The sequence below is a fragment of the Luteimonas sp. YGD11-2 genome (genome assembly GCF_004118975.1).
GTDB classification, from domain to species: Bacteria; Pseudomonadota; Gammaproteobacteria; order Xanthomonadales; family Xanthomonadaceae; genus Luteimonas; species Luteimonas muca.
The window spans coordinates 2355493-2370127 of record NZ_CP035376.1 but is presented as its reverse complement, the minus strand read 5'-3'; the positions used below and the strand labels follow the sequence as shown (position 1 = coordinate 2370127).

12 protein-coding genes are annotated in these 14635 nt (G+C 66.0%); 11 read left to right on the top strand and 1 reads right to left on the bottom strand.

Features of this window, described 5'->3' with window-relative positions:
* Positions 1–28: 28 nt before the first annotated feature.
* Positions 29–616, bottom strand: coding sequence for a Fe-Mn family superoxide dismutase (locus ERL55_RS10880; RefSeq protein ID WP_129136441.1), 588 nt, complete (start codon positions 614–616; stop codon positions 29–31).
* A gap of 131 nt (positions 617–747) precedes the next feature.
* On the opposite strand from ERL55_RS10880, the gene grxD reads away from it, so the two are divergent.
* The 11 genes from grxD to ERL55_RS10825 all read left to right on the top strand — a co-directional run bounded on the left by grxD (position 748) and on the right by ERL55_RS10825 (position 14601).
* Positions 748–1074, top strand: coding sequence for a Grx4 family monothiol glutaredoxin (gene grxD / locus ERL55_RS10875; RefSeq protein ID WP_129136440.1), 327 nt, complete (start codon positions 748–750; stop codon positions 1072–1074).
* Between the two features lie 8 nt (positions 1075–1082).
* Positions 1083–1817, top strand: coding sequence for an SDR family NAD(P)-dependent oxidoreductase (locus tag ERL55_RS10870; protein ID WP_241685890.1), 735 nt, complete (start codon positions 1083–1085; stop codon positions 1815–1817).
* Complete coding sequence (locus tag ERL55_RS10865) at positions 1814–2419, top strand: YhgN family NAAT transporter (RefSeq protein WP_129136439.1); 606 nt, start codon at positions 1814–1816, stop codon at positions 2417–2419. Before ERL55_RS10870 ends, ERL55_RS10865 begins: the two co-directional genes overlap by 4 nt.
* A gap of 266 nt (positions 2420–2685) precedes the next feature.
* On the top strand, positions 2686–5898 hold the full coding sequence (locus tag ERL55_RS10860) for a TonB-dependent receptor (protein ID WP_129136438.1): 3213 nt from the start codon (positions 2686–2688) through the stop codon (positions 5896–5898).
* 111 nt (positions 5899–6009) lie between these two features.
* Positions 6010–7392 carry a nucleotide 5'-monophosphate nucleosidase PpnN gene (gene ppnN, locus ERL55_RS10855; RefSeq protein ID WP_129136437.1) on the top strand — a complete coding sequence of 461 codons (1383 nt, stop codon included), beginning with the start codon at positions 6010–6012 and terminating at the stop codon, positions 7390–7392.
* Positions 7393–7623: 231 nt separating this feature from the next.
* Positions 7624–8157, top strand: coding sequence for a GspH/FimT family pseudopilin (locus ERL55_RS10850; protein ID WP_129136436.1), 534 nt, complete (start codon positions 7624–7626; stop codon positions 8155–8157).
* Positions 8154–8636, top strand: coding sequence for a type IV pilus modification protein PilV (gene pilV / locus ERL55_RS10845; RefSeq protein WP_129136435.1), 483 nt, complete (start codon positions 8154–8156; stop codon positions 8634–8636). The genes ERL55_RS10850 and pilV overlap by 4 nt, the downstream gene beginning before the upstream one ends.
* Positions 8633–9820: a PilW family protein gene (locus ERL55_RS10840; RefSeq protein WP_206733424.1), complete on the top strand. Its 1188-nt coding sequence runs from the start codon at positions 8633–8635 to the stop codon at positions 9818–9820. The genes pilV and ERL55_RS10840 overlap by 4 nt, the downstream gene beginning before the upstream one ends.
* 2 nt (positions 9821–9822) lie before the next feature.
* The gene (locus ERL55_RS10835) at positions 9823–10362 is read left to right on the top strand and encodes a PilX N-terminal domain-containing pilus assembly protein (protein WP_129136433.1); all 540 of its coding nucleotides are present in this window, start codon (positions 9823–9825) and stop codon (positions 10360–10362) included.
* A 7-nt stretch (positions 10363–10369) separates the two neighbouring features.
* The gene (locus ERL55_RS10830; protein WP_129136432.1) at positions 10370–14152 is read left to right on the top strand and encodes a PilC/PilY family type IV pilus protein; all 3783 of its coding nucleotides are present in this window, start codon (positions 10370–10372) and stop codon (positions 14150–14152) included.
* A complete protein-coding gene (locus tag ERL55_RS10825) occupies positions 14149–14601 on the top strand; it encodes a type IV pilin protein (RefSeq protein ID WP_129136431.1) in 453 nt (150 codons plus the stop codon). The genes ERL55_RS10830 and ERL55_RS10825 overlap by 4 nt, the downstream gene beginning before the upstream one ends.
* Positions 14602–14635 lie beyond the last annotated feature (34 nt).

Genomic DNA, 14635 nt, shown 5'->3' with positions numbered 1-14635 from the left:
TGCGTGCCGCCGGCCGGGAGCCGGGTCTCTAGCTTCCCGTCAGCCGTGATCCCACCGCACTCCAGTTGACCAGCTGCCACCACGCGGCGAGGTAGCGTTCGCGCTGGTCGCGGTAGTCGAGGTAATAGGCGTGCTGCCACAGGCAGCAGGCCAGCAGCGGGCGGTCCGGGCCGGTGAGGGGCGTCGCCGCGTTGGGCGTGGCGGCGATCCCGAGGCGCCCGTCGCGCCGCTGCACCAGCCACGCCCAGCCGGCACCGAAGCCACGCAGGGCAGCAGCGTCGAACTGCTGCCGCAATGCATCGACGCTGCCGAAGGACGCATCGATCGCGGCGGCCAGCGGCCCGCGCGGCTGGCTGGCACCCGCAGCCGCAGGCGCCATGCCGCGCCAGTAGAAGTCGGTATTCCAGGCCTGCGCCGCATGTTCGAACAGCCGCCCCTGCGCGCGCCGCACGATGTCCTCGAGCGTGGCGTCCTCCAGCGCGGTGCCGAGGACCAGTGCGTTGACGCGTTCGATGTCGGCGCGTTGATGGCCATGGTGCTGGTCGACGGTCTCCCCGGACAGGTGCGGCTCGAGCGCGTTGTGGGCGTAGGGCAGGGCGGGGAGTTCGATGGGCATCCGGGGTGGCCGTGGCTGCTCGGTGGGCGTGAGCGCTTACAATGGGCGGATTCTAATCCACGCTCTCTAATCCACGCCCCGCCACCGGCCGCCGCGATCGCGCGCGGCGCAGGCGACGCAGGAGCCTGTCCATGTCGGTGATGCAGCGCATCCAGTCCGCAATCGAGGCGCATCCCATCGTGCTCTTCATGAAGGGCACCCCGGAATACCCGATGTGCGGTTTCTCCAGCCAGGCCATCGACAGCCTGCGCGCCGCCGGCCTGGAGGACGGGCAACTGCATGTGGTCAATGTGCTCGAGGATCCGGAAGTGCGCGCCAACCTGCCGCGCTACTCCAACTGGCCGACCTTTCCGCAGCTCTTCATCCACGGCGAGCTGATCGGCGGCTGCGACATCACCGTCGAGCTGCACGAGTCGGGCGAGCTGGCGCGCATGGTGGCCGAGGTACGCAACGCGTGAGCGGCCCCATTGCGTTGCCCCTGCCGCAGGCGTTGCCGCTGCGCGATCGCGTGATCCTGGTGACCGGCGCGTCCGGCGGGCTCGGTGCCGCGGCGGCGCGCGCGTGTGCTGACGCCGGCGCCCGCGTCGTGCTGCTGGGCCGCAAGGTGCCGCGGCTCAACCGCGTCCACGATGCGATTGCCGCCGCTGGCGGCGACGCTGCGCTGTATCCGTTGGACATGGAGGGCGCCGGCCCCGATGACTATGCCGAGCTCGCCTCGCGTGTCGCCGACGCCTGGGGGCGCCTGGATGGCGTACTGCACTGCGCCGCCGAGTTCCGCGGCCTGACCCCGCTCGACCATGCCGACCCGGCGGCGTTCGCGCGCGCGGTGCACGTCAACCTCACTGCGCGCTGGTGGCTCACCCAGGCCTGCGTGCCACTGCTGCGGCAGGCGGAAGACAGCGCGGTGGTGTTCGTGATGGACGACGTCGAGAGCAGCAGCCAGGCGTTCTGGGGCGGCTACGGCATCGCCCAGCGTGGCCAGGAGGCGATGGTGGAGATGCTCCACCGCGAGCTCGCCAACGGGCCCGTGCGCGTCAGCGGCCTGCGCCCCGGCCCGATGCGCACGCCGCTGCGCGCACGCGCCTATGTCGACGGAGAGCACCTCGCCCGTGATCCGGCCGACTGCGCGCCGTACTGCGTCGAGCTGCTGTCGGCCGCGGGCGCATCACATCGCGGCAGCGTGTGGAGCCCGCCGCGATGACGGTGGCGTCGGCGGCGCTGCTGCTGTTCCTGATCCTCGATCCACTGGGCAATATCCCGGTGTTTCTCAGCATGCTGCGGCGCCTGCCGCCGCATCGGCAGCGGATCGTGCTGGCCCGCGAGATGCTCATCGCCCTGGCGGTACTGATGCTGTTTCTGTGGGGCGGCAAGTACGCGCTGGAACTGATGCGCCTGCGGCAGGAATCCGTCTCGATTGCCGGCGGCATCATCCTGTTCCTGATCGGCATCCGCATGATCTTCCCCAGCCCGCAGGGGCTGATGGGCGAGATCCCGGATGGCGAACCCTTCATCGTGCCGATGGCGATCCCGCTGGTGGCCGGGCCCTCGGGCATGGCCGCGGTGATGCTGATGGGCAGCACCGAGCCCGACCGCCTCGGCGAATGGAGCCTGGCGCTGCTGATCGCCTGGGGCGCGACCGCGGCCATCCTGTTTTCGTCGACCTGGCTGTACAAGCTGCTCGGTATCCGCGCGCTGACCGCGCTGGAGCGGCTGATGGGCATGCTGCTGGTGGCGATCTCCGTGCAGATGTTGCTGGACGGCATTGCCGGCTACTTCACCAGCGTGGCCGGCCCTGCCGGGTGAACGAAGAATGACGGCCCCAGCCTGCCTCGACAGCTGCGCAGAAACAAAAGCGTGCGCGCTCAACGACTTGCTCCGGCGGCGCCGGTAACGGCACTGTCATACGCCGCAACTAGCATGTTAATCTGTTGTTAACCGCCTACGGCCTGTCGGCCCGCGGCACTGCAGGGGACATCCCGCCAGCTGTACCGGTCCTGCCGATCCGCCCCTGTCGGCTGCACGCAGCCACACCTCCGCTCCGTTCCCAACGCACCCTCGAGGCCCACACCATGAGTTCCAAGCACCGCGTCCGCCTGTCCCGGTTGTCGCTCGGTCTGATCGTTGCGCTCGCCGCAGCGCCCGCTTTTGCACAGAGCACGTCCGCCGGTGTCGGCGGTCAGGTGCTCGGCCCGAACGGGCAGCCGGTCATCGGCGCGGAAGTGACCATCGTCCACACCGAGTCGGGCACCGTCAGCCGTGCCACGACCGACGCCAGCGGTCGTTACAACGCACGCGGCCTGCGCGTGGGTGGTCCGTACACGATCACCATCAACAAGGCGGGCGAGGGCACCAAGACCGAAGACAACGTCTACCTCAACCTCAACCAGGTCAACCAGGTCAACGCGCAGCTCAGCGGTGACGTGGCGACCCTGGGCACCGTGGTCGCCTATGGCACCGCCGGTGCGGGCGTCGACGTGTTCAGCGCGACCAAGATGGGCACCGGCTCCAACGTGACGCGCGAAGTGATCGAGGCGCTGCCGTCGGCCACCCACAACATCCAGGACTACATCCGCCTCGACCCGCGCATCTCGCAGGTCTCCAAGGCCGATGGCGCGATCTCGGCCGGCGGCCAGAACACCCGCTACAACGTGATCCGCATCGACGGCCTGTCGGTGAGCGACCCGTTCGGCCTGGAGGCCAACAACCTGCCGACCGAGCGCCAGCCGGTCTCGATGGCGGCGATCCAGGAAATCAACATCGACCTGGCCAACTACGACACCACCATCACCGGCGGTACCGGCGCGATCGTGAACGTGGTGACCAAGTCGGGTACCAACGAGTTCTCGGGTGAGGTCTACGGCAGCTACCGTGACGGCGACTGGGTGCGCAGCAACCTGCGCAACGTCGAGTTCAAAGGTTTCGAGGACGAGAAGACCTACGGCGCTGCCTTCGGTGGCCCCCTGATCCGCGATCGTCTGTTCTTCTTCGCCAACTACGAGAAGAACACCCGCAGCTCGCCTGGCGTGAGCGCCGGTGGCACCCCGCTGGCGACCGGTCGCATCACCGAGGCCGACATCGCCCAGGTGCAGCAGATCGCCAACCGCTACGGCCTGCCGGCCGGCTCGTTCGACGAGGTCGCCAGCCGGACCGAGATGGAGGAGTACGCGCTCAAGCTCGACTGGAACATCAACGAAGACCACCGCGCGATGCTGCGCTACTCCAACTTCGACCAGACCCAGCCGCGCTTCCCGCAGATCACCAACTCGTCGGTCTCGCTCAACAGCTTCTGGTACGACCAGGTCAAGACCTTCGACAGCTGGGCCGGTGAGCTCTTCAGCGACTGGTCCGACGTCTTCAGCACCGAGTTCCGTGTGTCCAACCGTGACTACACCTCGGTTCGCGCGCCGTATGCCGAAGCGCCGCAGATCCGCGTGCGCAAGGGCAATGACTCGATCTATCTCGGTACCGAGCAGAACTCGCACACCAACGTGCTCGAGACCAGCCAGTGGAGCGCGTCGCTGGCGGGCTATTTCTATGCCGGTGACCACACCCTGAAGTTCGGTGCCGACTACGAATACAACGACATCTTCAACTTCTACGGCCGCAACCTGTTCGGCGTGTACGACTTCCCGAGCATCGAAGCATTCAATGCCGGCACCCCGTCGAGCTACCAGCTGCGCGTGCCGAGCGCACCGGGCAGCATCCCGGCCGAGTACAAGACGCAGAACCTCGGCTTCTTCGTGCAGGACACCTGGGCGGCCACCTACAACCTGACGCTGACCTACGGCCTGCGCTGGGACCGCCCGAGCTGGAGCGCGCAGCAGGTGTTCCAGCCGCGCATCAGCCAGCTGTACGGGTATGACAACACCGTCACCGCCGGCAAGAGCTTGTTGCAGCCGCGGTTCGGCTTCAACTACACCTTCGACACCGATCGTCCGACCCAGCTGCGTGGCGGCGTCGGCCTGTTCCAGGGTGCGGCGCCCAACGTGTGGCTGTCGGGCGTGTACTCGAACAACGGTGCGAACTACCTCGAGTACGACCTGCGCAACCCGGGTGCGATCCTTGCACCGGGCATCGATGCCTATAACCCGTACGTGCCGACGACCGGCCCGGCGGCTGGCCGCCTCAACGTCGACATCCTCGAGCCGGGCTTCCGCCAGCCGTCTTCGTGGAAGGCCAACCTCGCGTTCGACCACGAGCTGCCGTGGTACGGCATCGTCGCTTCGGCCGAGTACCTCTACACCAAGGTCAACGACGCGGTGTATTTCGAGCGCCTCGACATCGGCGCGCCGACGCGCGTTGGTCCGGACGGCCGTCGGATGTTCTGGAACGCGGCGGGCTACGACCCGGCCCGTGCCAACGTCGACTCGCGCACCGGCATCCGCAGCATCCAGAACGGCTCCAACGGCGTGGGCAACCGCGCAGACCGCCCCGGTGACATCGGCGACGTGCTGCTCGGCCGCAATACCAGCAGCGGTTACAGCTCGCAGGCCACCTTCGCGCTGCAGAAGCCGTTCAACGACAGCGACTGGAACTGGTCGCTTGCCTACACCTACACCAATGCGCGCGAAGTCAGCCCGCTGACCAGCTCGCAGAACACCTCGAACTGGAACAACACGCTGAGCTTCCAGGCCAACGATCCGACGAGCTACAACTCGCGCTACGCGATCAAGGACCGCTTCAGTGCGATCGTGTCGTGGCAGCACGCGTTCTTCGGTGACTACAAGACCAAGGCCTCGATGTTCTACGAGGGCCGCTCGGGCCGTCCGTACAGCCTGGTGTACTACAACGACGTGAATGGCGACGGTGCGGGCACCAACGATCTGTTCTACGTGCCCAACGGTCCTGGCGACGTGCTGTTCACCGGTGGTGCCGCGATGGAGCAGGCGTTCTTCGAGTGGCTCGACCAGAACCCGCAGGTCAAGAGCTACCAGGGCGGTACCGCCCCGGCGAATGCGTTCCGTTCGGGCTGGGTCAACAGCTTCGACCTCCGTGTAGCCCAGGAACTGCCGGGCTTCATGGAAGGCCACAGCTCGGAGATCTCGCTGGACATCTTCAACATCGGCAACCTGATCAACAGCGACTGGGGCCTGATCGACGACTACGGGTTCTTCTCGACGCAGCGCGTGGCGAACTACGCCGGTATCGATCCGGCCACCGGCAAGTACGTCTATGACTTCACCGGCGGCGATACCACGTCGATCCAGGAAAACAACAACGACAAGGGCAACACCGGCGTCAGCCGCTGGTCGGCGATGCTGAGCTACCGTTACCGCTTCTGATCCACTGCTGGACCGCACCACGGAACGGCCGGGCTTGCCCGGCCGTTTCCTTTTGGCCGGACGGCTGCGCTACAGTTCGCCGGCTCGGACGACAGATAGAAGAAGAGACAGATGGAACAGCGGATCGAGGCATCGACGATGCCGGTGGTGAGTGCGCGGATCTACCCCAGCGGCAGCCTGGACGTGCTGTCGCGCGAGGAGGTCGCGCGGTTGAAGGACGCCTCCAGCGGCGGCCTGCATGACCTGTTGCGCCGCTGCGCGCTGGCGGTGCTGACCAGCGGCAGCGCAAGCGACGATCCGCGCGCCGCGCAGGAGCTGTACCCGGGCTTCGACATCCAGGTCCTGCAGCAGGATCGCGGGGTACGCATCGAGCTCATCGACGCACCCGCGATGGCGTTCGTCGATGGCGAGGTCATCCGCGGCGTGGCCGAGCTGCTGTTCGCGGTGGTGCGCGACCTGGCCTACCGCGCCATCGAGTTCGATGACTGCGCCGTGGAGCAGCAGGATTCGGAAGGCATCACCAACGAGATCTTCGGCTTGCTGCGCAACGCACGCCTGCTGCAACCGGCAGACCCCAACCTGGTGGTGTGCTGGGGCGGCCACTCGATCAACCGCGACGAATACGAGTACGCCAAGCTGGTCGGCTACGAGCTGGGCCTGCGCGGCATGGACATCTGCACCGGCTGCGGCCCCGGCGCGATGAAGGCGCCGATGAAGGGCGCCAACGTGGCGCATGCCAAGCAGCGCCGCACCGAGTCACGCTATATCGGCATCACCGAGCCGGGCATCATCGCCGCGGAGTCGCCCAACCCGATCGTGAACCACCTGGTGATCATGCCGGACATCGAGAAGCGCCTCGAGTCGTTCGTCCGGCTTGGCCACGGCATCATCGTGTTCCCCGGTGGCGTGGGCACCGCCGAGGAGATCCTCTATCTCCTCGGGCTGCTGATGCGCGAGGAGAACGCCGAAGTGCCGTTCCCGCTGATCCTCACCGGGCCCACGGCGTCGGCGCCGTACTTCGAGCAGATCGACCAGTTCCTGCGCCTCACGCTCGGCGAAGCGGCCACCTCGCGCTACGAGATCATCGTGGCCGATCCCGCGCGCGTTGCGCGCCGCATGGCCGCAGGCATCAAGCGCGTGCGCTCACACCGCATCGAGCAGAAGGACTCGTTCTACTTCAACTGGTCGATGACGATTCCGCTGGAATTCCAGCAGCCGTTCGTGCCCACGCACGAGGCGATGGCGTCCTTGAACCTGCACCGCGGCCGCAAGCCGCACGAACTCGCCGCCGACCTGCGTCGCGCGTTCTCGGGCATCGTGGCCGGCAACGTCAAGGAAGACGGCATGCGCCGGGTGGAGGAGTTCGGTCCGTTCCAGATCCACGGCGACCCGGACTTCATGCAGGCACTCGACGCGCTTCTGCAGGCCTTCGTCGCGCAGCGCCGGATGAAGATCTCCGGGCAGTACCGGCCGTGTTACGAGGTGGTGGTCTGACGCCTTGAACTCCTCTCCCGCGCGCGGGAGAGGGTGCCCCGAAGGGGCGGGTGAGGGCAGGCATCGGGAGGCAGTGACGGGCCGATGCGTGCGTGAGCCAACAGGCTGCCTCGGACAGCTGCTCCCGGACGCCCATCCCCCCATTCCGACCGCTCGTCCCCACCCGACTTGCGGCGGCCAGTCGGACGGCTAGGCTACCCCGGGGCCCCATGCGGGCAAGGGGAGCGCGCAATGCGCAACAGGGGTTTCACGCTGGTGGAGCTGATGGTCACCGTGGCCATCGTGGCGATCCTCGCCGCCATCGCGTTTCCGAGCTTCGAGTCGACCATGCGCTCGAACCGCGTGGCCACCGCCACCAACGAGCTGCAGGCGAGCATCTCCCTCGCGCGCTCCGAGGCCATGCGCAACCCGAACGGCGCGGCGATCTGCACAAGCCGCGCCGGGACAGCTTGTGATGGTGAATGGTCGGACGGCTGGCTGGTCTGGATCGACACCGATGGCGACGGGCAACTGGACTCCGGCGAGCGCGTGGTCCGTTTCTCCCAGGCCAATTCGAAGCTGTCATTCACCGGCACCTCCCCCGCGGGCAACCCGCAGGCGAAAACCATCCGCTTCGACCAGCGCGGTCGCCTGCGCAACGACGATGCCAGCGAACGGACCATCGAGTTCAAGCCGACGTCCTGCAGCACAGGGCAGTTGCTGGTGCGCAAGCTCGTACTGGGCCCATCGGGGACGCCGCGCGTGACCAAGGAGAACTGCGCATGAACCGGTACGGCATCGTCCGCCGCGCGAACCATCGCCATGCCGGTGGTTTCAGCCTCCTCGAGGTCCTCATCGCCTTGGTGATCCTGGCCCTGGGGCTGCTCGGGTTCGCGCTGCTGCAGACCTTGAACCTGCGCTACACCCAGAGTGCGAACTACCGGACGCAGGCCACCAACCTGGCTTACGACCTGCTCGACCAGATGCGTTCCAACCACTACGCCGCGGCGTGGTACGCAGGCCCGGCAGGGGCCAGTTTCGAGCCGGGAGAGGTGACCTCGAGGACCTGCGGCCGTGCCGTGGGCACGGTGACCATCGAACAGAACGTCGCGCGCTGGCAATGCCAGGTGTTCGCGGCGCTGGGGGACCAGGCACGGGCAACCGTGACCTACAACAACCGGGACGTGGTGGTGACGTTGAGCTGGGGCGAGCGGCTCGAGCTGGGCCCGTCCACCACGACCTTCCAGGTGGGGACCGTACTGTGACGCGAACCTATGCAGCCAAGGGTGTATCGCTGATCGAGTTGCTGATCGCGCTGCTGATCGGCAGCCTGCTCGTGCTCGGGCTCGTGCAGGTCTTCAGTGCGTCGCGCACCGCCTACCAGCTTTCCGAGGGCATGTCGCGCGTGCAGGAAAACGGTCGCTTCGCGCTCGATTTCCTGCAACGCGACATCCGCCTCGGCGGGCATTTCGGTTGCGTCAACGACCAGGCGCACTGGGTGAAGGACCCGACGGAGGGATTGCAGGTCCACCTGGGCACCGGCCTTGCCCTGACCCACCCTCTGAACTTCTCGGTCTCGGTGCAGGGCTACGAGGCCACGGGCACGGCGCCGGGACAGACGGTCACGATAGGGGGTGCCAGCAGTGGGTGGAATCCCGCCCTTCCGACAGCGATTTCGGATCTGGCGCCGGTTGCCGGCAGCGACGTGCTGGTCCTGCGCTACTTCGGTGGCCGTGGCACCCCTGTCACCGGGATCACCGGCAGCGCGGGTGCGGAGGTACTGAACTTCCCCGCCGCCGGTTGGCTGGGGCTGACCGAGGAGGGGGTGACCGCGCCGACCCTGTACGGCGTAGCCGACTGCTCGCATGCGTCCGTCTTTCCCGGCACCGGCAGCAGTGGCCAGGTCAGCGTAAGCAGCGCGCTCGTTTCGCCGACGACGGCTCTCGTCGGGCGCTATACCGCCCATCCGTCCGGGCAGACGCTGCTGTACCGCGCCAACTCGATCGTCTATTACGTCGGGCTCAACGCCGTCGGGGAACCGGCGCTCCATCGTGCACGTGCGAACTCGACGGGCGGGTATGGAACGCCCGAGGAACTCGTCGAAGGAGTGGAAAGCCTGCAGCTCCTATTCGGGCAGGACGCCACCCCCCAGCTCGGTGCGACGACCCCGCCGGTCGGCAACATCACCACCCAGAACACGGCCACCACGCTGCTTGCCAGTGCCGGCAACGATGCGGCGCGCGCCAACGAATGGCGTCGCGTCGGCCTCGTCCAGGTCGGCCTGCTGATGCGGAGCCCACAGCGCGCCGCCGCGCCGGAGATCGCCGACGCCTCCAGTCACCCGCGGGTGCTGGGAACCATTTTCGCGCCGCCGGCCACCAGCGACGGCCGCTTCCGCGCGAGCTACGAAACCACCATCGCGCTACGCAACCGACTTTTCGGTAACTGACCATGTCCAGATCGACTCTGTCGCGCCGTCCACCCTCCCTCCGGCAACAGCGGGGCGCGGTGCTCTACATCGCACTGATCATGCTCATCCTGCTGGCGCTGATCGGCCTGGTGGCGATGCAGGTTGCGGGCATGCAGGAGCGGATGGCCGCGAACTACAACGCCGTGAACCAGGCCTTCCAGCGCGTGGAAGGTCTTGTACGGAACGTGGAATGCAACATCGAGGATCTCGAGAACCGCAGGCCGCACAGCTGCACCGACAGACTTTCCGCCGTGACGATTTCATATCGCTGCGATGACGGCCACGACTCCGGTGTGTGGGTGGGCGCCAGAACCCTCGCGGAGGCGCCGGTCGTCAACGTACGCAAGATCGACGAGTGTGTGGTCGGCGAAAGCACCATCGCCATGGGCGTGGGTCCACTCGGCGAAAGCAGTCCAATCATGATGTACCAGATCAGCGGGTACGAAACCGACCTGCCGAACCAGACCGGCGCGCCCGCGCCAACGACCGCTGCTGCGCTCGACACCGTGTTCAAGCTCTGAGGATAGGATGATGAGGCTTCCGGCAAAGACCTTGGCAGTCGCGGGATTGATGGCCGCGCTCGGCGGAGGTGGCTGGCTGATGCATTCGGTGTTCGGCGCGCAGGCACGCCCTGGTGCGGCCCTGGCGCAGGCGCCGATGAACACCCAGGTGCAGATCCCGCCGTCCTTCATCATGGCGCTCGACGATTCGGGTTCGATGAATTGGGAGACGCTCAACAACACGCGGGACGGAACGTTTACGTGGGCACGGGAAACCAGTGGCGGTCAGCGCCGCTTCTATCGTGCGAACGGGACGGCCTTCGGTTATGGGGAAGGCCTCAATAACACCACAAACTTCCTGATGGTGTTTGCCTACCCCGGCAGGAACAACCAGCAGAATCGCATCCCTCCCGTCCCCAACTTCGGGTTTGCCCGTTCGCACGAATTCAATCCGGCGTACTTCAATCCAGCAGTCAATTACGTACCTTGGAAGCGGGCCGACGGCAGCGACTACTTGGTAGTCGATCCCACCAATGCGCCGGTGGATCCTCGCCCCGCCGGTAGCAATAACAAGCTGAACCATACGATCGACCTCACACAGGACCTGGAGAGAGACGACGGTGACTGGCGCTTCACTGTACGCCAGGACATGCTCATTCCCGCAGGGACGCGGTTTTCGGGTGGGAATGACTGTGGCAATCTGCATAGGGGCGGAGGTTGGAACACGCATACTCAAGACATCACCGCTTCGCAGAACTGCCTGGTTGGGTTCAGCTATTTCCCCGCCACTTACTACCTGACGAGTTCGACTTCGCCCGGCTACACCGCGACCCCTCTGCAGATCGTGAATCCGGTCGGAGGTCCGCCGAACACCACCCTGTACCGCTACGAGATCAGGCCGGAGAACTATGCCTCCCCGGCTCAATACGATGCTGCGATACAGAACTTCGCGAACTGGTTCACCTTCTACCGTACGCGTCGGGAAGCATTGATCTCGGGTTTGACGAATTCCCTCGTCGCGGTCAACAACATGAGCGTTGGCTGGTTCCGCATCAATGATCGCAGCAATGTCACGATGCGTGACATGAGCAACCTGACCCAGAGGCAGGCTCTGTTCAACGACATCTACGCGTTGCGGGCCAGTGGTTCCACGCCCAATCGACGTGCGGTGCGTCACCTCGGCGAACAGTTCAAGCGGACGGGTTCGAACGCGCCCGTGCAGCTGTCGTGCCAGCGGAATGCGGGCATGCTCTTCACCGACGGCTACATCAACGAGGAAGGTAACAGCCCCACCGATTATGACAACGCGGACGGGGGCATGGGCCCGCCGTTCGCCGACAATTTTTCGAACACGATGGCCGATATCGTGGTGCCGTACTACTCGCAGAGCCTGCGACCGGATATCGAGGCGAACGCCGTGCCGGTTCCAGCTGCCTGTGCCGGCCCCTCGCCGGATCCCCGCCTGGATTGCCAGCGCAATCTCCACATGAATTTCTATGGCATTACCCTGGGGACATTGGGGCGGATGTACGGGGTGACGTACCTTCCCGATCCGGAGATGCCGTGGGTGGTCTCGCCGGATCCGTTCACCGTCCACCCCGGCTGGGTGGCGCCTCAGGACATGCATCCCAACGCTGTGGATGAGATGTGGCATGCGACCCTCAACAGCCGTGGCGAAATGATCAATGCGACCACGCCGGCAGCAATCACCGCGGCCATGCGGCGGATCCTGCTGACGGTGGCCGCGGGTTCCTCGCCGTCGGGCACCTTGGCGTTGACCGGGGCCCGGGTCGGCACTGGCTCGCTGTCCGTGACTCCCGAGTACGAAGCACTCAACGAAGGAACCGACTGGTCCGGCAAGCTGAGCGCCACGCGCCTGTCGATGAGCACCGGATCGAATGCCATCGTCCAGCAGTTCGCGTGGGAGGCAAGCACGCGCTTCCCCGGCCATGCCATCCGTTCCAGCCAGACCTACTTCGGCCGTGGTGCAACGGTTCACCAGTTCAACGCCGGGAATCTGAATCTTTCCGACCTGTGCACCAAGTCGAACGAGCTCTATCCGGGCATGTCGCGCTGCAGCGACACGGAACTGACGGCGCTGGGTGCGGACGCGGGCAGCGCCGTCAGGTACCTCATGGGCGACGTCACCCTCGAAGAACAGAATGGCGGATTCCTTCGTGATCGCACCACTTTGCTGGGTGACATCGTCAATTCAAACCCCGTGGTGAGCTCGCCGAGGGACGATTACGGCTATCGGTCCCTGGGCGGTGCCATCGGCACCAGTTACGCCAGCTATCTCCAGAACAAGTCCTCGCGCGGCTACATGGTGTACGTGGGCGCCAACGACGGGATGCTGCATGCGTTCAACGGCGGGATGAGTGCGGACGGCACCGTGACTTCGAATGGCGGGCGGCAGGAGTTCGCCTATATACCGACGACCGCGCTCGGACACATGGGGAACCTGCTTTTCCCCTACAACCCGGCCAACGGCGCCGACCAGAAGTTCGACCACCGCTACTACGTGGATGGCCCGGTCACGGTATCGGACATCTGCGGCACCTCCTGCAACGCCAGTTCGGACTGGAGGACTGCATTGGTTGCCACCTCGGGCGCGGGCGGCCGCAGCGTATTCGCGCTCGACGTTTCCAGCCCCGGTAGTTTCGGCGCATCCAGCCGGCTGTGGGAGATCAGCGATCTCAACACCTCGCTGCCGCAAACGGTGCGGGACAACATCGGCTTCGTGCTCGGTCGCCCGGTCGTGGTTCCGGTCAAGATCGGGACCAACGTGAGGTGGTACGCCATCTTCGGAAATGGCTACAACAGCAAGAATGGGCGGGCCGTACTCTTCATTGCGGATCTGAGCGGTACCTCGCCGGTCCGGATGATCGAGGCAGTGGAGTCCGGCGCGCCCCCCGGGGTCAACGGGCTGGGCAACATCGTCGTCCTGGATCGCAAGGGCGCCTCCCCCGGCGACTGGGTGCGTGATGGCTTTGCCGACACGGTCTACGCCGCTGACCAGAAGGGAGCCATCTGGAAGTTCGACCTGCTGGATACGACCAACAGCACCCTGACAACCCCCGTCTTTACCACGCGCGAGCACACCGAGGGGGGAGTGGTGTACAGACAACCAATCACCGGTGGAATGACGGCGGCCACCGGCCCGGGCGGCGGCGTGATGCTGTATTTCGGCACGGGGAGCTTCTCCTTCAATGGCGACCCAACCGACACGTCCATGCAGTCGCTCTACGCCGTCAACGATCCCGTCAACGGTCCAGCCACCTCCACGCTGACCCGTAGCCATCTCGTCGGGCAAACGGTTGCCAGCGATCGCTCCTTGGACGTGGTGGCCACGCCATTAGCGTCGAGGGGCTGGTACGTCGATCTCCCCACGGGAGAGCGTTTCGTGGGTAATCCGCGAATCGCGTCGGGTGTGGTGTTCATGCCGACCTACGTGCCGAACGCGGGTGGGACCGGTTGTGCGACCGCGGGTCTGAACTGGCTGTTCGGCCTGAACGCACGGAGCGGTGCCGCAGGTCTGTCGGCAGCCCGTTGGGGCGCACCGGACGGAGCGTCGCCGCCCGAGGGCACGGCGTCCGTTTCACTCAACACCCGGGGCACCGCGCCGGTCAAGGACGTGGGCGTCAACGTGCTCCCGCGGCTGTCGCCTCCGGTTCCCGATCCAACAGCGCCTGGCCTCCCACCGAATCCGCCGGCAGCGGGCTGCTGGATGACGGTAACGGTCGCAGGGCTGGTGGACCCTCTTTACCTTCCCTATCCGTGCGGTCGGCAGTCCTGGAGGCAGATCCAATGATCCGTTCGATCACAGGTCGACGCCTTGGACATCCGCGCCGACCGCAACGGGGCTTCACGCTGATCGAGCTGATGGTGGTGGTCGCAGTCATCGCCATCCTCGCCGCCATCGCGTATCCGTCCTACCAGGAGCAGGTGCGCAAATCGCGTCGTGGCCAGGCCAAGGCGGATCTGGTCGAGTACGCGCAGCTGGCTGAACGCTTCCACACGGTCAACAACACCTACGTCGGGTTCACCGCGCCGACGCAGTCGCCGCGCCAGGGAACGGCGTTCTACGGAATCGCGCTGTCCGACCAGAGCCAGAACGCCTTCCGGCTGGTCGCCACGCCGGTTCCCGGTGGGCCGCAGGCATCCGATCGTTGCGGCATCCTCCGCATCAACCAGGCCGGAGTGAAATCACATTCGGCAGGTACGGTGGACGAATGCCAGTTCGGGACGCTGGTGCCCTAGCGCATCCCCTCATGGGCCGCCCGGCTCGCTTGAC

Excerpts from the sequence above, each read along its gene's own strand:
- ERL55_RS10880 (WP_129136441.1), bottom strand. The coding sequence starts at position 616 with ATGCCCATCGAACTCCCCGCCCTGCCCTACGCCCACAACGCGCTCGAG.
- grxD (WP_129136440.1), top strand. The coding sequence starts at position 748 with ATGTCGGTGATGCAGCGCATCCAGTCCGCAATCGAGGCGCATCCCATC.
- ERL55_RS10865 (WP_129136439.1), top strand. The coding sequence starts at position 1,814 with ATGACGGTGGCGTCGGCGGCGCTGCTGCTGTTCCTGATCCTCGATCCA.
- ERL55_RS10860 (WP_129136438.1), top strand. The coding sequence starts at position 2,686 with ATGAGTTCCAAGCACCGCGTCCGCCTGTCCCGGTTGTCGCTCGGTCTG.
- ppnN (WP_129136437.1), top strand. The coding sequence starts at position 6,010 with ATGGAACAGCGGATCGAGGCATCGACGATGCCGGTGGTGAGTGCGCGG.
- ERL55_RS10850 (WP_129136436.1), top strand. The coding sequence starts at position 7,624 with ATGCGCAACAGGGGTTTCACGCTGGTGGAGCTGATGGTCACCGTGGCC.
- pilV (WP_129136435.1), top strand. The coding sequence starts at position 8,154 with ATGAACCGGTACGGCATCGTCCGCCGCGCGAACCATCGCCATGCCGGT.
- ERL55_RS10835 (WP_129136433.1), top strand. The coding sequence starts at position 9,823 with ATGTCCAGATCGACTCTGTCGCGCCGTCCACCCTCCCTCCGGCAACAG.
- ERL55_RS10830 (WP_129136432.1), top strand. The coding sequence starts at position 10,370 with ATGATGAGGCTTCCGGCAAAGACCTTGGCAGTCGCGGGATTGATGGCC.
- ERL55_RS10825 (WP_129136431.1), top strand. The coding sequence starts at position 14,149 with ATGATCCGTTCGATCACAGGTCGACGCCTTGGACATCCGCGCCGACCG.